The 19,830-nt window shown below is 62.1% G+C and carries 18 protein-coding genes; 4 read left to right on the forward strand and 14 right to left on the reverse strand.

Annotated features, from left to right (window positions below):
- Positions 1–30: 30 nt before the first annotated feature.
- Together lptF and lptG are read left to right on the forward strand one after the other, a co-directional pair.
- Positions 31–1,146: an LPS export ABC transporter permease LptF gene (gene lptF / locus HU750_RS00740; RefSeq protein ID WP_027595632.1), complete on the forward strand. Its 1,116-nt coding sequence runs from the start codon at positions 31–33 to the stop codon at positions 1,144–1,146.
- On the forward strand, positions 1,139–2,200 hold the full coding sequence (gene lptG / locus HU750_RS00745) for an LPS export ABC transporter permease LptG (RefSeq protein ID WP_099453018.1): 1,062 nt from the start codon (positions 1,139–1,141) through the stop codon (positions 2,198–2,200). The genes lptF and lptG overlap by 8 nt, the downstream gene beginning before the upstream one ends.
- 222 nt (positions 2,201–2,422) lie before the next feature.
- Here the strand turns inward: lptG and HU750_RS00750 are convergent, their stop codons facing one another.
- From HU750_RS00750 to HU750_RS00805, 12 genes are all read right to left on the reverse strand, one after another.
- Positions 2,423–2,911, reverse strand: a complete 489-nt coding sequence (locus HU750_RS00750; protein ID WP_099428405.1) for an RDD family protein — start codon at positions 2,909–2,911, stop codon at positions 2,423–2,425.
- Positions 2,912–3,007: 96 nt separating this feature from the next.
- On the reverse strand, positions 3,008–3,220 hold the full coding sequence (locus tag HU750_RS00755; RefSeq protein ID WP_186675667.1) for a cold-shock protein: 213 nt from the start codon (positions 3,218–3,220) through the stop codon (positions 3,008–3,010).
- Between the two features lie 357 nt (positions 3,221–3,577).
- Positions 3,578–4,702, reverse strand: a complete 1,125-nt coding sequence (gene gcvT, locus HU750_RS00760; RefSeq protein WP_186676183.1) for a glycine cleavage system aminomethyltransferase GcvT — start codon at positions 4,700–4,702, stop codon at positions 3,578–3,580.
- A gap of 24 nt (positions 4,703–4,726) precedes the next feature.
- On the reverse strand, positions 4,727–6,103 hold the full coding sequence (locus tag HU750_RS00765) for an L-serine ammonia-lyase (RefSeq protein ID WP_186675668.1): 1,377 nt from the start codon (positions 6,101–6,103) through the stop codon (positions 4,727–4,729).
- Positions 6,104–6,250: 147 nt separating this feature from the next.
- On the reverse strand, positions 6,251–9,106 hold the full coding sequence (gene gcvP / locus HU750_RS00770) for an aminomethyl-transferring glycine dehydrogenase (protein ID WP_186675669.1): 2,856 nt from the start codon (positions 9,104–9,106) through the stop codon (positions 6,251–6,253).
- 11 nt (positions 9,107–9,117) lie between these two features.
- The gene (gcvH, locus tag HU750_RS00775; protein WP_016501301.1) at positions 9,118–9,501 is read right to left on the reverse strand and encodes a glycine cleavage system protein GcvH; all 384 of its coding nucleotides are present in this window, start codon (positions 9,499–9,501) and stop codon (positions 9,118–9,120) included.
- 295 nt (positions 9,502–9,796) lie between these two features.
- Complete coding sequence (locus tag HU750_RS00780) at positions 9,797–10,990, reverse strand: multidrug effflux MFS transporter (protein ID WP_186675671.1); 1,194 nt, start codon at positions 10,988–10,990, stop codon at positions 9,797–9,799.
- A gap of 48 nt (positions 10,991–11,038) precedes the next feature.
- Complete coding sequence (locus HU750_RS00785; RefSeq protein ID WP_027595641.1) at positions 11,039–11,638, reverse strand: thermostable hemolysin; 600 nt, start codon at positions 11,636–11,638, stop codon at positions 11,039–11,041.
- 10 nt (positions 11,639–11,648) lie between these two features.
- Entirely contained in the window at positions 11,649–13,130 is a 1,482-nt protein-coding gene (locus HU750_RS00790; RefSeq protein WP_186675673.1) for an AMP-binding protein, read from the reverse strand.
- Entirely contained in the window at positions 13,127–14,059 is a 933-nt protein-coding gene (locus HU750_RS00795; protein ID WP_186675675.1) for a TauD/TfdA family dioxygenase, read from the reverse strand. Before HU750_RS00795 ends, HU750_RS00790 begins: the two co-directional genes overlap by 4 nt.
- 127 nt (positions 14,060–14,186) lie before the next feature.
- Complete coding sequence (locus HU750_RS00800; RefSeq protein WP_099453027.1) at positions 14,187–15,125, reverse strand: LysR family transcriptional regulator; 939 nt, start codon at positions 15,123–15,125, stop codon at positions 14,187–14,189.
- Between the two features lie 25 nt (positions 15,126–15,150).
- Complete coding sequence (locus HU750_RS00805) at positions 15,151–15,657, reverse strand: MarR family winged helix-turn-helix transcriptional regulator (RefSeq protein WP_027595645.1); 507 nt, start codon at positions 15,655–15,657, stop codon at positions 15,151–15,153.
- Positions 15,658–15,779: 122 nt separating this feature from the next.
- On the opposite strand from HU750_RS00805, the gene HU750_RS00810 reads away from it, so the two are divergent.
- Both HU750_RS00810 and HU750_RS00815 read left to right on the forward strand, forming a co-directional pair.
- Positions 15,780–16,592, forward strand: a complete 813-nt coding sequence (locus HU750_RS00810; RefSeq protein ID WP_186675678.1) for an alpha/beta fold hydrolase — start codon at positions 15,780–15,782, stop codon at positions 16,590–16,592.
- Positions 16,585–17,754 (forward strand): MFS transporter, encoded by a 1,170-nt coding sequence (locus tag HU750_RS00815; protein WP_186675681.1) that lies wholly within the window; start codon positions 16,585–16,587, stop codon positions 17,752–17,754. The genes HU750_RS00810 and HU750_RS00815 overlap by 8 nt, the downstream gene beginning before the upstream one ends.
- On the opposite strand, the gene gcsR is transcribed toward HU750_RS00815, so the two are convergent.
- Together gcsR and HU750_RS00825 are read right to left on the reverse strand one after the other, a co-directional pair.
- A complete protein-coding gene (gene gcsR / locus HU750_RS00820; protein WP_186675684.1) occupies positions 17,749–19,257 on the reverse strand; it encodes a transcriptional regulator GcsR in 1,509 nt (502 codons plus the stop codon). The two genes, HU750_RS00815 and gcsR, sit on opposite strands and share 6 nt — an antisense overlap.
- 149 nt (positions 19,258–19,406) lie before the next feature.
- Positions 19,407–19,775: a DUF5064 family protein gene (locus HU750_RS00825; protein ID WP_186675687.1), complete on the reverse strand. Its 369-nt coding sequence runs from the start codon at positions 19,773–19,775 to the stop codon at positions 19,407–19,409.
- Positions 19,776–19,830 lie beyond the last annotated feature (55 nt).

Genomic DNA, 19,830 nt, shown 5'->3' on the forward strand with positions numbered 1-19,830 from the left:
GTCCGCCCTGACAACCCAGGAGTGTCTGGTTTGATCGTCTTTCGTTATCTGTCCCGCGAGGTCCTGGTGACCTTGAGCGCCGTCAGCGCCGTGCTGCTGGTGATCATCATGAGTGGGCGTTTCATCAAGTACCTGGCCCAGGCGGCGCAGGGCGTGCTCGACCCGAGCGTGCTGTTCCTGATCATGGGCTTCCGCCTGCCGGGTTTCTTGCAACTGATCCTGCCTTTGGGGCTGTTCCTCGGCATTTTGCTGGCCTACGGCCGTTTGTACCTGGAAAGCGAAATGACCGTGCTGTCGGCCACGGGCATGAGCCAGCAGCGCCTGCTGGGCCTGACCATGGCGCCCGCCGCCCTGGTGGCCTTGCTGGTTGCCTGGCTGAGCCTGAGCCTGGCGCCCCTGGGCGTGGCCCAGGTGCAGCAGATCATCAGCCAGCAGGATGCCCTGACCGAGTTCGACACCCTGGTGCCTGGGCGTTTCCAGACCCTGCGTGATGGCTCGCGGGTGACCTACACCGAGCAGCTGTCGGACGACCGCATCAACCTTGGTGGCGTGTTCATCTCCGAAAAACGCTTCAACCAGGACAAAACCAAGGACCGCGCCCCGTCGGTACTGGTCGCCGAAAAAGGCCACCAGGAAGTGCAGGCCGATGGTAACCGCTACCTGGTGCTGGAAAACGGCTACCGCTACGACGGCAACCCTGGTCAGGCCGATTACCGTGCCATCAAGTACGACACCTATGGCGTACTGCTGCCCAAGCCTGAAGTCAGCGAGGAAGTGACCGAGCGCGAAGCTATTCCGACTTCGCAATTGTTCGGCCAGGAGGGCTTGCGCGAACGCGCCGAGCTGCAATGGCGGTTGTCGTTGCCGATCCTAGTCTTCGTCGTGACCCTGTTGGCAGTGCCGCTGTCGCGGGTCAACCCACGCCAGGGGCGCTTCCTCAAGTTGCTGCCGGCGATTCTTCTGTACATGGCCTACCTGACAATGCTGATTTCCGTACGCGGCGCCCTCGAGAAGGGCAAATTGCCGATCGCCCTGGGCATGTGGTGGGTGCACGGCCTGTTCTTGCTGATCGGGCTTGGGCTGATGTACTGGGAACCGCTGAGCCTCAAACGCGCTGCCCGTCGTGCGGAGGTGGCCCGTGGTTAAACTGGATCGCTACATCGGCATGAGCGTGCTCATGGCCATTTTGGCCGTGCTGGGGATCATCCTCGGCCTGGCTTCGCTGTTCGCCTTCATCGATGAGATGAGTGACCTGAGCGACACCTACACGGTGATGGATGCCGGCTGGTTCACGCTGCTGACCGCACCGCGCCGTTTGTATGACATGTTGCCGATGGCGGCATTGATTGGCTGCCTGATCGGCCTGGGCAGCCTGGCCAGCAGCAGCGAACTGACCATCATGCGCGCTGCCGGTGTATCCATCGGCCGTATCGTCTGGGCGGTCATGAAGCCGATGCTGGTGCTGATGCTGGTGGGCGTGTTGATTGGCGAGTACGTGGCGCCGGTCACCGAAAACAAGGCCCAGGCCGACCGTTCCCTGGCCCAGGGTGGCGGTGAGGCGCAGAGCTCCAAGCGGGGTATGTGGCACCGTCAGGGCGAAGAGTTCGTGCACATCAACGCCGTGCAGCCCAATGGTTTGTTGCTGGGCGTGACCCGCTACCGTTTCGACAGTGAGCGCAAGATCGTCACCTCCAGCTTCGCCCGCCGGGCGCAGTACAACGACGACCACTGGCAGCTCAGCGATGTCAGCACCACGTATTTCCGTGGTGACCACACGGAAGTGGTGAAGACGCCGGAAGAGCGCTGGGACGTTTCGGTCACGCCGCAACTGCTCAATACCGTGATCCTGGCGCCGGAATCGCTGTCCATTACCGGCTTGTGGGAGTACATCCACTACCTGTCCGACCAAGGCTTGAACAATGCCCGCTACTGGCTGGCGTTCTGGACCAAGGTGTTGCAGCCGGCCGTGACCGCGGCACTGGTGCTGATGGCGATTTCCTTCATCTTCGGCCCCCTGCGCTCGGTGACCCTCGGCCAGCGGGTATTCACCGGTGTGCTGGTGGGCTTCGTGTTCCGCATCGCGCAGGACCTGCTAGGCCCTTCGAGCCAGGTGTTCGGGTTCCCGCCGTTGCTGGCGGTCGTGATACCGGCCGGGATCTGCGCACTGGCAGGGTTGTGGTTACTCCGCCGAGCGGGTTGAGGGTTTGATCGATGTACAAAAGCCGACCTCAGGGTCGGCTTTTTTGAGGGTTCAATTCTGGCTTTAGGCGTGTGCTTGACCTTGGCCTGTAGGAACAGCCTTGTGCTGCGAAGAGGCCGGGGACAGCACAATCAATCTTGGCTGCTGTCACGGGCCTCTTCGCAGCACAAGGCTGCTCCTACAGAGACGGTGGCCGCATTGAAGAGTGTGCGTAACTGCGCGTCATTTCTTCTGCTTCGGCACCCGCACCAGCTGTGTCTCCGAATAGATGTCATGCCACCCGCGTTTGCGCTTGTCGATCAACGCCCAGAAGAAACCCAACCCCAGGCACAGCCACGACGCGATCGAGACCACGAAGCGCAACAGCGCCTGCCACAGGCTGATGGCACTGCCATCGGTATTCTGCACCCGCACGCCCCACACCTGCATGCCCAGGGTCTGCCCGCCGTGGGTCCAGAATTTGGCAAAGAAACCAAACAGTGCGAACACCAGAATCGTCGACAACAACGGGTCGCCATCCAGCGCCCCGGCATCGGTCAGCTCACGCATGCGGGCCTCGCCGATAATCGCCATCTGGATCATCTTGTAAGCGCCCGCCGTTACGATCAGCAGGGCAGTGCACAGCAAAAAGTCATAGAACATCGCCGCCAGCCGGCGGCCTAGCCCAGCGGGCGGAAAGTCACCCTGAGGCAAGAGGGGAGGCTTGGACATTACGCTGCAGCTCCAGATGGCAAAGGCCCATTTTAGGGAACTGCGGGCAAAAAAAAGCCCCTGCGCGTCAACGCAGGGGCTCTTTTTTAGGGATTATCAGGCTTCGGCCTGGACTTCGTCAGCCTGCATGCCTTTTTGGCCTTGAACGGCTACGAAGGTAACCTTCTGGCCTTCTTTCAGGCTTTTGAAGCCGTTGCCTTGAATGGCACGGAAGTGTACGAACAGATCCGGACCGCTGTCTGGAGTGATGAAACCGTAACCTTTCTCGTCATTGAACCACTTGACGGTACCGTTCTGACGCTGTGTCATTTTCTTATTTCCTATGAATCTATTAATTTGATAACAGTTACTTTCACATCGTTATTGAATGAAAGCTGACTGGGCTGGGTTGCTGGAAAGTAAGAGACGTCGAACGGGTTGTAGCAGATTGCGGCTACTGGCCCAGGTCACGAACTGTTGCGACCCATGCAAACACAGTGCAGTGACTCTACGCCAACTCCTGCGCGAAAAACAAGCCCTTGCTCGTCAGGAAAACTGGGCTTTTGCCGATAGCCGAACAATTTGTCGCAAACGGCATGGCGCCTGGGCTGGCGCCATGTTCGTTCGTTATTGAACAGGTTCGAAATCGAATAGGGCGAGCCTGTTCACCGACCTCATGTTCTGCATTCAGCCACGGTAGTAACGTTGCGGTACGAAAGGCATTTTGCTGACTTTCAAGGCAACCTTCTTGCCCCGTACCAATGCAAACAGTGATGTGTCTAGCGCGCCATGTTCGATATCGACATAACCCATTGCAACCGGTGCGCCAAGTGTTGGGCCAAAGCCACCACTGCAGACTTTGCCCACCGGGTTACCGTATGCATCGACAATCTCTGCGCTTTCTCGTACCGGTGTACGTTCTTGCGGCAGCAAGCCGACACGCTTTTGTTTTACACCGTGCTGCTGCTGGCCAAAGATGATGTCAGCACCGGGGAAGCCGCCAGCACGTTCGCCGTCGGCGCGGCGCACTTTCGAGATGGCCCACAGCAGGCTGGCCTGAATCGGCGTGGTCTGGGTGTTCATGTCGTGGCCATAGAGGCACAGGCCGGCTTCCAGGCGCAGCGAGTCGCGCGCACCCAGGCCGATGGGTTGCACTTCGGGCTCGGCCAGCAGGCGGCGGGCCAGGGCGTCAGCGGCGTTGGCCGGCACCGAAATTTCGTAACCGTCTTCACCGGTGTAACCTGAACGGCTGACGTAGCAGTCTTCGCCGAGCAGGGTGACCGGGCGGAACTGCATGAAGGTCATGCCAGCCACTTCCGGGGCCAGGCGTTCCAGCACCTTGACCGCCGCCGGGCCTTGCAGGGCCAGCAGCGCGCGGGCCTCGAACAGCGGCTGAATCTCGCAGCGGCTGCCGATGTGTTGTTGCAGGTGGGCCAGGTCCTGGTCCTTGCAGGCGGCGTTCACCACCAGGAACAGCACGTCATCGCCCAGGTTGGCGACCATCAGGTCGTCGAGGATGCCGCCTTGTTCGTTGGTGAACATGGCATAGCGCTGCATGCCCACTGGCAGGTCGATGATGTCCACGGGCACCAGGCTTTCCAGCGCCTTGGCAGCGTCGCTGCCGCGCAGGATGATCTGGCCCATGTGCGAGACGTCGAACAGGCCTGCCTGCTCGCGGGTGTGCAGGTGCTCCTTGAGCACGCCCAGTGGGTATTGCACCGGCATGTCATAGCCGGCGAATGGCACCATGCGCGCGCCCAGCTCGAGGTGCAGGGCGTGCAGCGGGGTCTTGAGCAGTGTTTCGGACATCAGTGACTCCTTGGTGTTGTTATCGGGTCAACACTCGATGATGTTGACGGCCAGACCGCCGCGGGCGGTCTCCTTGTATTTGCTTTTCATGTCGGCGCCGGTCTGGCGCATGGTGCGGATGACCTTGTCGAGCGAGACGAAGTGCTGCCCGTCACCGCGCAAGGCCATGCGCACGGCGTTGATCGCCTTCACCGAGCCCATGGCGTTGCGTTCAATGCAGGGCACTTGAACCAACCCACCAATCGGGTCGCAGGTCAGGCCCAGGTTGTGTTCCATGCCGATCTCGGCGGCGTTCTCGACCTGTTGCACGCTACCGCCCATGACTTCGCACAGGGCTCCGGCGGCCATCGAGCAGGCCACGCCAACTTCGCCCTGGCAGCCAACCTCGGCGCCGGAGATGGAGGCATTTTCTTTGTAGAGAATGCCGATGGCCGCCGCCGTGAGCAGAAAGCGCACCACGCCGTCTTCGCTGGCACCCGGTACAAAGCGCATGTAGTAGTGCAAGACCGCTGGGACGATGCCCGCGGCGCCATTGGTGGGTGCGGTGACCACGCGGCCGCCGTAGGCATTCTCTTCGTTTACCGCCAGCGCGTAGAGGTTGACCCAGTCGAGCACCGACAGCGCATCGCGCAGGCTGGCTTCCGGGTGTTGGCTGAGTTGCCGGTACAACGCCGGTGCCCGGCGCTTGACCTTGAGCCCACCCGGCAAAATGCCTTCATGGCGGTAACCGGCCTCGACGCAATCCTGCATCACCTGCCAGATACGCAGCAGGCCGGCACGGGTCTCGGCCTCCGGGCGCCAGGCCGCCTCGTTGGCCAGCATCACCTGGCTGATCGACAGGTGTTGCGCGGTGCAGTGCCCGAGCAGCGCCTTGGCGGACTTGAATGGGTAGGGGAGCGGCGTGCTGTCCTCGACGATACGGTCGTGGCCGGCAGCGTCCTCGTCGACCACGAAACCGCCGCCTACCGAGTAGTACTCGCGGCTGCGGATCTGCAGGCCGGCGTGGTCGAAGGCGCGGAAGATCATGCCGTTGGGGTGGTAGGCCAGTGGCTTGCGGATCATCGCCAGGTGCTGCTTTTCGACGAACGCGATGCCGTGTTCGCCGAGCAGGCGCAGGTGGCCGCTGTCGCGGATGGCCTGCAGGCGGGCGGGGATGGCTTCGGTATCGACGGTATCGGGGTGCTCGCCTTCCAGGCCGAGTAACACCGCCTTGTCGCTGCCGTGGCCTTTACCCGTGGCGCCGAGCGAGCCATACAGCTCGGCCTTGACGCTGACCGTGCTGGCCAGCAGGCCGTCGCGGCGCAGGCCTTCGGCAAAACGTGCGGCGGCGCGCATTGGGCCGACCGTGTGGGAGCTGGAGGGGCCGATGCCGATCTTGAACAGGTCGAAGACGCTCAGTGACATGCTGCTTCCTCCGTTTAAACCGTTGGGGCTGCTGCGCAGCCCATCGCCGGCAAGCCAGCTCCCACAGGGATGGCGCATGCCTAGAGGTCTGCGCTGACCTGTGGGAGCTGGCTTGCCGGCGATGGGCCGCGAAGCGGCCCCACGCTATCAGGCGTCCTGGTAGCTCTCGATCGACGGGCAGGCGCAGACCAGGTTGCGGTCGCCGAACACGTTGTCGACCCGGCCGACAGGTGGCCAGTACTTGCTTTCCACCAGGCTCGGCAGCGGGTACACCGCCTGTTCACGGCTGTAGCCGTGGGCCCATTCGCCAACCAGCTCCGCTGCGGTGTGCGGGGCGTTTTTCAGTGGGTTGTCGTCCTTGTCCAGGCTGCCGTTCTCGACGGCGCGAATTTCTTCGCGGATCTGGATCATCGCGTCGCAGAAGCGGTCCAGCTCTTCCTTGGACTCGCTTTCAGTCGGCTCGATCATCAGCGTGCCGGCCACCGGGAAAGACATGGTCGGGGCGTGGAAACCGAAGTCGATCAGGCGCTTGGCCACGTCGTCGACGCTGATACCGCTGGTGTCCTTCAGCGGGCGCAGGTCGAGGATGCACTCGTGGGCAACCAGGCCATTACCACCGGTGTACAGAACAGGATAGTGCTCTTCCAGGCGGCGGGCGATGTAATTGGCGTTGAGGATGGCCATTTGCGACGCGCGCTTGAGGCCGGCACCGCCCATCATGCGGATGTACATCCAGGTGATCGGCAGGATGCTGGCGCTGCCGAACGGTGCGGCGCACACCGCGCCCTGCGGGTTCTCCAGCTGCGCGTGGCCGGGCAGGAACGGCGCCAGGTGCGACTTGACGCCGATCGGGCCGACGCCCGGGCCGCCACCACCGTGCGGAATGCAGAAGGTCTTGTGCAGGTTCAGGTGCGAAACGTCGCCGCCGAACTTGCCAGGGGCACACAGGCCGACCATGGCGTTCATGTTGGCGCCGTCGATGTAAACCTGGCCGCCGTTGTCGTGGATGATCGCGCAGATTTCGCCGATCGCTTCTTCGAACACGCCGTGGGTCGACGGGTAGGTGATCATGATGGCGGCCAGGCGCTCGCGGTGTTCGATAGCCTTGGCGCGCAGGTCCTCGACATCGACGTTGCCACGGGCGTCACAGGCGGTGACCACCACACGCATGCCCGCCATGTTCGCGGTCGCAGGGTTGGTGCCATGGGCCGAAGACGGGATCAGGCAAATGTCACGGTGGCCTTCGCCGCGGCTGCGGTGGTAGGCGCGGATGGCCAGCAGGCCGGCGTACTCGCCCTGGGAACCGGCGTTGGGTTGCAGCGACACCGCGTCGTAACCGGTGGCGGCGCACAGCATGGCTTCCAGCTCGGTGGTCATCTGCAGGTAACCCTGGCTTTGTTCAGCCGGAGCGAACGGGTGCAGGTTGCCGAATTCGGCCCAGGTGACCGGGATCATTTCACTGGCAGCGTTGAGCTTCATGGTGCACGAACCCAGCGGGATCATGCTGCGGTCCAGCGCCAGGTCCTTGTCGGCCAGGCGACGCAGGTAACGCATCAGCTCGGTTTCGCTGTGGTAGCGGTTGAACACCGGGTGTTCGAGGATCGCCGACTGGCGCAGCAGGTTGGCCGGCAGCAGCGAGCCCGTGCTGGCCGCGAGGGCGGCGAAGTCCGGTTGCGGTTGGTCGCCGGCCAGCAGTTGCCAGAGCGTTTCGACATCCGCCTGGGCGGTGGTCTCGTCGAGCGACAGGCCGACGTGGCCAGCGTCGACCTGGCGCAGGTTGATGCGCTGGTCACGGGCTTTGGCATGCAGGCTGGCGGTGGCTTCGCCGGTGGCCAGGGTCAGGGTATCGAAGGCGCTGTCGCCGACGACCTGAACGCCCATGGCCTTGAGGCCGGCGGCGAGGATGGCGGTCAGTGCATGGGTGCGTTGGGCGATGCGCTTGAGGCCGGCCGGGCCGTGGTACACGGCGAACATGCTGGCGATGTTGGCCAGCAGCACCTGGGCGGTGCAGATGTTGCTGGTGGCCTTCTCGCGGCGGATGTGCTGTTCGCGGGTTTGCATGGCCAGGCGCAGGGCGGTTTTGCCGAAGCGGTCGATCGACACGCCGACCAGGCGGCCCGGCATATCGCGCTTGAACGCATCGCGGGTGGCGAAGTAAGCCGCGTGTGGGCCGCCAAAGCCCAGTGGCACGCCAAAGCGCTGGGCGCTGCCGATGGCCACGTCAGCGTCGAACTCGCCTGGCGGGGTCAGCAGGGTCAGGGCCAGCAGGTCGGCAGCCACGGCCACCAGGGCGTTGGCCGCGTGGAAGCGCTGAACCAGGTCGCGGTAGTCGAACACGTCACCGTTGCTGGCCGGGTACTGCAGCAGTGCGCCGAAGAAGGCGCTGACATCGGTCAGTTCGCGTTCGTCGCCCACCACCACGTCGATGCCCAGCGGCTCGGCACGGGTGCGCAGCACGTCGAGGGTTTGCGGGTGGCAGTGGCTGGAGGCGAAGAAGGCGTGGCTGGTCTTGTTCTTCGACAGGCGCTTGCAGAAGGTCATGGCTTCGGCGGCAGCGGTGGCTTCGTCGAGCAACGAGGCGTTGGCGATCGGCAGGCCGGTCAGGTCGCTGATCAGGGTCTGGAAGTTCAACAGCGCTTCCAGGCGCCCCTGGGAAATTTCCGGCTGGTAAGGGGTGTAGGCGGTGTACCAGGCCGGGTTTTCCAGCAGGTTGCGCAGGATCGGTGCCGGGGTGTGGGTGTTGTAGTAACCCTGGCCGATGTAGCTCTTGAACAGCTGGTTGTTGCCGGCGATGGCTTTCAGCGAGGCGAGTGCGTCGGCTTCACTCTGGCCGTCTTCAGCACCGAGCACGCTGGTGCCCTTGATGCTGTCGGGGATGACCGCGGCGGTCATGGCGTCCAGGGAGTCGAAGCCCAGGGTGGCGAGCATGGCCTGTTCGTCAGCGGTGCGTGGGCCGATGTGGCGGGCGATGAATTCGTTGGCGGTGCTGAGGTTGATGGTCATGGTGCGGTTCCTCAGGCGTCGTCGTTGGCTTTGATCAGGCGGTCGTAGGCGTCCTGGTCGAGCAGGGCGGTCACTTCGCTCATGTCGGCCGGGTTGAAGCGGAAGAACCAGCCTTCACCCATCGGGTCTTCGTTGACCAGTTCCGGGCTGCTTTCGAGCTGGCCGTTGACCTCGACCACTTCGCCGGTCAGCGGCATGTACACGCCGCTGGCGGCCTTTACCGATTCGACGGTGGACGCTTCGCTGCCTTTCTCATACTGCTGCAACTCTGGCAGTTGCACGAAGACCACATCGCCGAGGGCGTTCTGGGCGTAGGCGGTGATGCCCACGGTGACGCTGCCGTCAGCTTCGACGCGCAGCCATTCGTGATCTTCAGTAAAACGCAACTCGCTCATGGGAAATCCTCGAAAAGCAGGGCGGTAGGCGTGGTCAGCCACGCACTTGTTGGATTTCCTGTAGCAAAAATGTGGCCAATAAAATAAAACGCTTATAAATCAATGGTTTGATAGATTATCGAAATGCTCGTGAAAACGAGGCCGGAATGAAATCGATACAGAAGGTCCACGGCCCAAATCGCCAGTCGTGGCAAACCCTTATAGATACAGATCGGTGTGGGTGTGTATTGATTCCATTACGATGTATTGAAATCAATACACACACGTCATCTAAGCCTAGCGGTCGGCACCTGGCTCAGGCTGGCGACGCTTGGCGCTGTTGCAGGCGCACCGTCAGCATCCCCGACAGCGAGATCAGCCAGAGCACCAGGAACACGCCCGCGATCGCCAGGTTGGACGCCAACGGCAGCGCACTGACGATGCCCGACGCCAGCGACCCGAACACCAGCATCAGGCAGCCTTGCAGGCTTGCCGCTACGCCTGCGCGGTCGGGGAACAGGGACATGGAGCGGGCCATGGCGTTGGAAAAGATAAAGCCCTGGCCGAACGCGACAAGCATGATGCCACCCAGGATGCTGACCAGGTTCAACCCGGCGGGCATGGCGGCGATGCTCAACACACCGAGCAGGAACAACAGCATGCCCGTCCACATCAATGTGGCCGCCTGGACCCTGCGGATCAACGCGCGATTGACCAGCGTCCCGACCAGATAGCAACTGCCCACCGCCAGTGCCGTGGTGCCGAAGTATTGTGCGTCATGGCCCAGCCGCTCCTGGACGATATGCGGGCCAATCACGTTCCACAGCAGAAACGCCGAGAAACTTGCCCCCAGTACGATGACCGAAGAGCGGAAGCGCCCGTCAGCCAGGATGCACCGGTAGCCCACCAACGTTTGCATGGCACTGCGGCGGGCAGTGGCGGGCAGCGATTCCTTGAGCCCAGCCAGGACGAACGCCATCACGATCACGGCGTAGACCGCATACAGGACGAAATTGTAGCGCCACCCCAGGTAGACCTCGATCATGCCGCCCACATAGGGTGCGATGACGGGCCCGAGGCCGAACGCCAGGCTCAGGTAGATGATCGCCACATAGAAGCGCGGGCCCTTGACGATATCGACCAACAAGGCACGGGCAACCACTTGGCAGGCACCGATTGCAAAACCTTGCAGTGCGCGGGCCACCAACAGCATTTCGATGGAGGTCGAGAAGGTGGCCAGCAGGCTACCGCTGAGGAACAGCGCCAGGCCCAGGATTACTGCCGGCCTGCGCCCGCGCGCATCGGTCATGATGCCGAAAAATAGCTGGCCGATGGCATAGAACAGCAAGGTGATGGTGATGGTGTTTTGCATGAGCGACGGGCTGGCGCCCAGCTCATGCCCGATTGACGGCATGCTCGGCGCATACAGGTCGATGGCGATCCCCCCGACGCTGTTGATCAGGGGCGCAAGGAACACGATGAAATTCTCGTAACGCTTGTTTGCGTTCATGGTTACCTCCAGTGCTCCGGGCACGGCCATGCCCGGAGCCAGATGTGGTCAGGCGGATGCCTGGCAGGTGAAATGCGGCTGGCTCAGCGCCAGGGCGGGGGCATTGCCCCAGGTACTCGGTGCAGACAGGCGCGAAGCCACCACCCGCGGTCCGTGTTCGTAGTAGTTGCCCCAGTTGACGCCAGGGTCCTTGAGCCTGCTGCGGTCGGCACCGCCCAGGTCCTCAAGGGTGTCTACCAGGGGGATCAGCAGCTGGCGCACCTGCTCGGTCGCGGTCAGCACCACCAAGCCGAAATTTCGCAGGGCCAGTGTCTTGATCACGTTGTTGAGCAAGTACTTCCCGGCCCCACTGCCGCTATGGAACGAGGCGAATGCGCCCACTTCGGCAATGCGTGCCCGATCGATGTGGTAGCGCTCATCCAGGCTTTGATCCAGGTAGTACTCGCTGAACAGCTTGCCGGAATCGCCGTAGCTGATCCCCGCACAGGCGTAACCTGGAGCCCCACCGTTGGCGCCGGTCAGGCAGACGAACAGATCAGGCTGTGGCTCTGGCGTCGCGCCATAGTGCTTGAGGTAGTGGGCACGTACCGCTTCCTGCAGGCATCGGTAGCCAGGTCGGCCTTTGTAGAAATTACGCACGATGTACATGGTGGCTTCCTCAGGCGTACATCTGGTCGATGAACCGCGCTTCGATCTCGGCCCTGCGTGGCCGCCCCGTGACGGTGTAGAACTGATCACGGAAGGTGGCGATGTCAGCGATGACGCGAATCTGCCTGACCCTGGCAAAGTCGGCGAGCCGGTGCTCCAGGCGCGCCATTTCCTGGCGGACCGAGTCAGCGCAGGCGCTGCTCAAGACGATGGCGCAAGGCTCGTCCTTGCCTTCGCCCATGACGATCATGTCGTCTACCAGGGCGCTCTCTTTGTAGACGTTCTCGACCCATTCAGGCGAAATGTTGCGTGCGGTAGACAGGATGATCACGTGCTTCTTGCGGCCGGTGATGTACAGATAACCGTCGCGAAATTCGGCGATATCGCCGGTATGCAGATACCCGTCGGACAGGTCGCAGGCAGTATCGTCGGCGTTGTAGTAACCGGCGCAGAGGGTCGGCGTGCGGACCAGCAATTCACCGTCGACCAGCTTGGGTTCGATGCCATCGAGCAGTGTGCCTGCCGAGCCGATACGCCGTTGCGCCGGTGAGTTGAGCGAAATGATCGAAGAGTTCTCGCTCAGGCCATAGGCTTCGAACACCTGCACGCCGTGCGCTTCCAAGGCTTGCAAAACCGTTACCGGAATCTTCGCGCCGCCGGTGATGATGTGCGGGCGTTGTGGCCCGAACAGTTCCTCGACCGAGCAGTGCTCGAGCAGCAGGTTGGCCTCTTCCAGCAGCTTGGGCGGCAGGTACAGGAAGTTCGGCTGGTTGGGGGCTATCAACTGCAGGTACTGCCGTGCGTTGCCGCTGGCTGCGCCGTATTCGGTCATGCCTTCGGGCATGAGGGTCAAGGTGCCGCCGGACAGAATCGGGATGAACACCCCCAGCACCTGCTCGATCAGCAAACTCATGGGGACGATCGAGAAGTAGTGCAGCGGCTGTTGTGGCAGGCGCTTCATCACGTTATCGACCAGCAACCCGACGGCCTCGTCGCGGATCATCACCCCTTTGGGTTTGGAGGTGGTGCCGGACGTGTGGATGATCGAAACAATGCCGTCCGGGATGAGCTCGTCCTCCTGGCGCCATTCATCACCAATGGTCTCGTGCATGAGTTGCGCGGGGATGAAGCACGCCTTGTCCGGCAAAATAGCGTGCAGGCGACCGGCGGTTTGCTCATCGCTGACGAACACTGCCGCTGCCTTGCCGAGCAGGCTGCCGATCTGGTCGTCGGAAAACTCGATGGGCACCGGTAGCAACACACCGCCCACTTTCTGGATCGCCAACAAGGTGTACACCCACTCGTAGCAAGAGCGCATGGCGATGCCAAACACTTTGCGTTCGCAGCGGCCAACCCGCCCCTCGAGGGCACTGGCCAGTCGCATCACGTCACGGCGCAATTCGTGCAAGGTGTAGGCGCGACCGTTCATTTCCTTGATCACTACGCGGTCGGGGGTGGCGGCCAGGTAGTTCTGCATTTTTTGGCTGATCATTGGCCGATACCTCCAAGGCGGTAGCTTTGCGCGCCGAATATGCGCCGTGAGGGGTCATCCAGGCGTCGGCGACCGTGCATCACCCGGGTGTTGTCGATCACCACCAGGTCGCCCTTCTGCCAGAAGTGGCTATAGGTATTGCGGGCGGTGACTTCTTTGATTTCGTCCCAGATATCCAGGGCGATATCTTCACCATCGGCCCACGTGATAAGCGGCGGTTCATAATTGACGCTGGGGCCGAGCATTGAATTGCAAAACGCTTTCTTGCCGCTGAAGCAACTGGTTTCAACCGCGGAGATAACCAGTTCGGACGCAATCAGGTTCTGATCGATGCGACGGTAAGTTTGGCCACTGACAAGTTGATTGACGTGGTGCAAATGCTCGTCGGTAATGTCATCGATGGGCAGTTGCAGTTCAATGCTCAGAAAACGTTTTACATTGTTCCAAGGGATGCGCCGGCTGTAACGAATCTCACGGTTCTCAAAACACTTTCGGGTTTTCGAAGACAAGTCGAACAGTACGCGTTGGCCATCGCACAAGGTCGTCTCAGAGCCCACGGCTGCTGGCTCCAGGCAGTAGAACCACTGCAGGTCGGGGTTGAATGGCAAGTTACCGTTCTCACGGTGCAGCCCCATTTCATTCACCCCGGCCTCGATTTCTGCCGTGTTGGACGTGGCGGCTTTGCGGGCCGGGTCGAATGTCACGCGGGCGGAATGCGCACTGACGAAGTCGTTGAAGTCCGGCAGCGTATCGGCAAAGTCGCGGTAGATAATTGCGCCACTGTGGGCGAGGTCTTCATACAGTGTTGCACTGTTGATTGAATCGCCTACCCGCAGGTCGCGGTCGACGGCATAGATACATTCAAAACCGTAGCACGGCGTCGGTTGTCGATAGAACGGAAACACCGTGGGTTGTACGTGCGCCAGCATGACTTATTCCTCCGTGAACTGTGGGTCAGGTAGAACACCGCTACCCGATGACCTCACAGTAAGTGAAAAGAACAAGCTGCTGGTTTTAAGAAATTTAAACGCGATGGGAAAATTTAATAAAGCCGGGTCATCGTTCCGTCAACAGCGTTTGCGCCACCGCTTCGACCAGTGCGCGCAGGCTGGAAATATCCTTGCTGTCGCTGCGGTCGCGCGACCAGATCATGTCGAGGGTGAAACTGGGGAACCCCAGTGGCGGTTTGCACACCTTAAGCCCAGGCGCGATGCGCAGGTGCGGCAACAGGCGTGCGGGCAGTGCCACCGTGGCGGGCACGGCGGCCACGATATTCACGCAGGCCTGATAGCCGTTGGCGCGCACCAGCACGTTGCGTGATCGGCCAACCTTGTCCAGCCAGCTGTCGACCATGTTCTTTTCCGATATCCACGGTGTGGGGAACACATGGGGCGACGCACAGAACTCGTCCAGGCTCATGGCCTCTTCACTGGCGAGCATGCCTTGGCTGGTTACGCACACGAAATCATCGCTGAGCACGGGTTGCCACTGCAGCTCGGGGTGCATCTGGTGGTAGCCCGGGCCAAAGCCGATGGCAATGTCGATGTCGCCTGAAATCAGCCGGTCCACCGGCAGGTCACGGCTCAAGCGTTCGAGGTGCAGCGAGGTATTGCCGTGGGTACGTGACAGTACCGCCAGCGCCTGCGGCAAGAAGGACAGTTCGAAATACTCGGGCGCGCAGATGCGCCAGATCTTGCGCTGTGCTTGTGGCGAGGCGCTGCTGTCGTCCTCGGCACAGCGGTTGACGGACTCGACCACCACGCGCAGGTACGGGGCAATCTTTTCCGCTTTGGTGGTGGGTTTCAGCACCCCTTGCGACGACGAGAACAAGGTGTCGTCGAAGCACCCGCGCAGGCGCTTCAGGCAATAACTGACGGTGGGCTGGCTGACATTCATCAATTCGGCAGTCCGCTTGGCGCTGCGCAGTTCGAGCAGGTTGATGAACACCACGATGTCCTGCAGATCCAATTGCTTCAGGTAATTGCTGTGAAGCATGAAAATTCCTCCTGAATTTTCCAGTTCATTGCCTGGGCGCACCCTCACCTGGCAGATGAGCGAGCATTTGCTTCAACAGCTGAGCGAAGTGTGCTCGCTGCTCGGCGCTCAGGGGGGCCAGTACCAGCTCCTGGATCTCAGTATGGGTAAGGACGGCCTTATCAATCAATGCCTTGCCCTGTGCTGTGAGGGCCACCTGGGAGCTGCGCTTGTCATGATTGTCGGCAATGCGCTCGACCATGCCGGCGCTTTCCAGTCTCGCCAAGCGGTTGGTCATCGCGCCGGACGTTATCAGCAACGAGCGATACAGCTCGGTGGGCGTCAGGCGGTAGGGCGCCCCCGCACGGCGCAAGGTTGCCAGGACGTCGAATTCGCCCTCCTTGAAACCATACTGCGCCAGGGCTTCTGCACGCATGCGCTCAAGGTGCTTGCTGATACGCGCCATTCGGCCAAAGATTTCCATGGAGGAAACATCCACGGAAGGCATCGCCTGCGCCCACTGCGCGACGACGAAATCGACATGATCGTTCATTGCTGCACTCATCGTTCAACCTGGAAATGTGTAACCAGCGCATCTTCTGAACCCCCGCACCTTTTAACAATCTTAACGTTAAGCTATCTTGGCGCGGTGAAGCTCAAGGATCAGGAGGCAGCATGGCTTTTTTCATACATGGACAGCATCGTCACTATTATCATGACACCGGCTCCGGTAGCCCTGTACTCCTGCTGCACGGGTTGGGCAACAGCGGCAGGGCGTGGATGCCGCAGCTCAGCGCGCTGCTTGGCCTCGGGCACCGTGTCATCGTACCCGACCTGCTAGGGCACGGTGCATCCAGTGATGCACCCGAAGGCATCACCGCGCACGCCCAAGCCTTGGAGATGCTGGCGCTGCTGGACCACCTTGGGCTCGACAGCATCCAGCTGATCGGCTTGTCCCTGGGGGGCATGGTGGCCCTTGAGATGGCCTGCCATGCACCGCACGCCGTAGAGAAACTGATCGTTGCCGGCACCTTCGCCAGCATGAGCACGGCGCATCGCCGAGGGCTGCTCAGCGAGTGGGCGGCCGCCTTGGGCAAGCAGGATGGTTGCCTCAAGCGCTTCAAATCGAGCTGGCCTGCATTGGTGGGTGCGGACTTCGCCGCCTCGCCCGATGGTCAGCGGCTTTACCAGGCGTGGCACGCCCAGGCGGCGCAGCTGCGGGCGCACAACCAGGTCCGCTGGTGCGAGGGCATGAAGCAGTACGACCTGACTGGCGATTTGCAACGCATTCAGGCTGCCACACTGGTGCTTGCCGCAGAATTTGACCCGATCAGCCCCAGCGCCGAGGCCGAAACCATCTGCAGCAACATCGGTCACGCTCGCCTGGCCACCCTCGCTGGCGAGGGGCACGTATTCAACGTACCGCTGGCACAGGCATTCAACCAGGTAACCGGTGCGTTTCTGCAGGAGCCCCTCCATCATGTCTGATACCCCCAACAAAGCCTGTGTCGGGTTGCTGGCGATACTGATCGGCTTGAACCTGCGCCCGGTCATGGCTGCCATCGGCCCGTTGCTGCAATTGCTGCAGCACGACCTGGGGCTGAGCAATACCCAAGCCGGCCTGCTGACAACCTTGCCGGTGATGATGATGGGCGTGTTCGCGTTGTCCGGCCCCTGGCTGCTGCGTCTGGTCGGCGAGACCACGGGCGTGGCGACAGGCATCGTGCTGATTGCGCTGAGCTGCGCTGCACGCGCCTACGTCAGCACTGCCGAAGCGCTCATCGCCACGGCGGCACTGGGCGGTATCGGCATTGCGATCATTCAGGCGCTGATGCCAGCGTTCCTCAAAGGCAGCCATCCGCAAAGTGCCGGCATGCTGATGGGGTTGTTCACCACCGGCATCATGGCGGGCGCCGCGTTGGCCGCCGCCACGGCAGCACCCGGCGCGAGCCTGTTCGGCTGGCAACTGTCGTTGGGCTACGCTGCCGTCCCGGCATTGGTCGCCCTGATCGTCTGGCTGTTGCTAGCGCGTGGTACGCCTGGCGGACAGGTGGCGGCCACATTGCCCTACCGCAGCGCGCGGGCCTGGCTGCTGTTGCTGTTCTTCGGCATTGGCACTGGTGCCTACACCTTGGTGCTGGCCTGGTTGCCGCCGTTCTACATCGAGTTGGGGTGGACAGCGGCCCAGGCGGGTTACCTGCTGGGGGCACTGACCGTCACCGAAGTGCTCGCCGGGTTGCTCGTGTCATCCTTGATCCAGCGCTTTCCTGACCGCAGGCACCCCTTGGTGTTGGTCATTTTGTTGTTGATAGCAGGGTTGGCGTGCCTGATGGTCGCGCCGGTAGCGTTGGCGGCCGTGGCGACGGTATGCCTGGGCCTGGGCATTGGGGCGCTTTTCCCTCTCTCGTTGATCGTTGCCATGGACCACGCGGATTCACCGTCCAAGGCCGGCGCGCTGTTGGCGTTCGTGCAAGGTGGTGGGTACCTGATTGCCGCCAGCATGCCACTGCTCGCCGGTATCGTGCGTGACCAGCTCAGCTCATTGCACTGGGCTTGGGCGGTGATGATGATTGGTGCCTTCGTGCTGTTGGGGTTGAGCACCCTGTTGCGTCCGGTCAATAACCTTCGGGCTGTTCAACAGGCCTCATGACTTTCCGGGTATACCGTACTTGCGCAGCCGCTGCGCAATGGCGGTATGCGAGGTCTGCAGCCTGCCGGCCAATTGCCGTGTTGAGGGGTAACTTGCATATAAGCGCTGCAAGAGTTCTCGCTCGAAGTCGCCCACAGCTTGCTCCAGGCTCGCCACTTCGCCGTCCTGGCCGCGGGCCACCGAAGTGCCGGCGATGTCCAGGTCGCCAATGTCCACCAGGTTGCCTTCGCAGATGGCCGCAGCGCGGAAAATCACGTTCTGCAACTGCCGCACGTTGCCTGGCCATGGGTTGGCAAGCAGCGCCGAGTGGGTAGCTGGCGTAAGCCGGCAGGGTGGGCGCTGGATCTGCGTGCAGGCCTGCTGCATGAAGAAGTGCGCCAGCATCAGGATGTCCTGGCCACGGTCGCGCAGCGGTGGCACCTGCAGGTTGAGCACGTTGAGGCGGTAGAACAGGTCTTCACGGAAGGTGCCTTCGGCCACCATGCGCTCCAGGTCGCGGTGGGTGGCGCTGATGATGCGTACATCCACCTTCACCTCACGGTCGCCACCCACGCGACGGAAGCTGCCGTCGCTGAGAAAACGCAGCAGCTTGGCCTGCAGGTAGGGCGACATTTCGCCGATCTCGTCGAGAAACACCGTGCCTTGGTTGGCCAGTTCCATCAGCCCCGGTTTGCCACCGCGTTGCGCACCGGTAAAGGCGCCTGGGGCATAGCCGAACAGCTCGCTCTCGGCCAGGCTCTCGGGCAGCGCGGCGCAGTTCAGGGCAAGAAACGGCGCGGCATGGCGGCTGCTGATGGCATGGCAGGCGCGGGCCACGAGCTCTTTGCCAGTGCCGGTCTCGCCATGTACCAGCAAGGGTGCGTCGAGGGCCGCCACGCGCAGGGCACGGGCTTTGAGGGTACGGATGGCCGGTGACTCACCGAGCAAGGCATCGAAGCCTTCGGCGTGGTCATGGTGCAAGGCCGACAGGCGCTCGCCCATGCGCGTCGGCGGGTACAGGGTCAGCAGGCCGCCGGCGTTGGTGATGGGGGTGGCGTCGAGCAGCAGGCTCTGGCCATTGAGCTGCATCTCGCGCATTGGCAGGTGGAAGTTGTTGTCTTGCAGGGCCTGAAGCAGGCCGTTGTCGCCGAACAGTTCACCCACCGAGCGCCCGGCCGACTCGCGCCCGCCCAGGGCAATCAACGCCGGGTTGGCCAGCAGCACCAGGCCTGCGCTGTCCACCGCCAGCACCGGGTCGCTCATGGCCGCGAGCAGGGCGTCGAGCTGCAGGTGGCGGCGTTGGCCCGGGAGGATGTCGACCACATCCACCGACTGCACGCCCTGCACTTCGAACAAGGCGTCGTGCAACTCTTCGAGCACGGCGGGGCTGAGGGTCGGGGCGTCGATGTAGACGTTCGGCGGGACCATCTCCACGGCGTCCAGGTTGAGGTTGCGGGCACCGAGCAGGGCGAGGACTTCCTGGGTGATGCCGACGCGGTCGATGAAGCTGACGTGGATGCGCATGGGGGAGGCGGATGGTCATGGCCGGGGAGGCCAGTAGTATGCCTTGGGAGCAGTGTTAAACCCAATCGCCGGCAAGCCGGCTCCCACAAGTACCCCGCTGGACCCAAGATAGTGGAGTACCTGTGGGAGCCGGCTTGCCGGCGATTGGGTCACTCCAGATGTTCAGGCTTGATCGCGTCGCCCGATTTCACGTCCAGCTTTTCGCGAATGTCCGCGAACATGTAGTCGTAGAGTTTGTGCGGTGAGCTCAGGTTCTCGAACTTCTTCGGCGGGGCCAGGTAAGACTGAGCCTTGCGGGTCAACAGCATGAGGAAGCTGGGCAACACTTGGTCCTTGGCGAGGAAGAACTTTTCTTCCACCGGCTTGCCTTCGATGCTGCCATGCATGTGAAACTGAATGCCTCTGCCTTCCTTGGGGTCCGTCGCGGCCTCGTATTCGATGTTCAGGTCATAGCTGTGGTCATTGGTGTTCAGCGCGCTGCGCTCGATGTGTACATGACCAGGGTGGTACTGGGCCATGGCAAGCTCCTTTGGAAGGTCGAAAATGGCGGGCGCTAGGCGCCCACCCACTGCA

It is taken from the genome of Pseudomonas sp. SWRI50 (assembly GCF_014269095.1).
Classification (GTDB): Bacteria; Pseudomonadota; Gammaproteobacteria; order Pseudomonadales; family Pseudomonadaceae; genus Aquipseudomonas; species Aquipseudomonas kermanshahensis.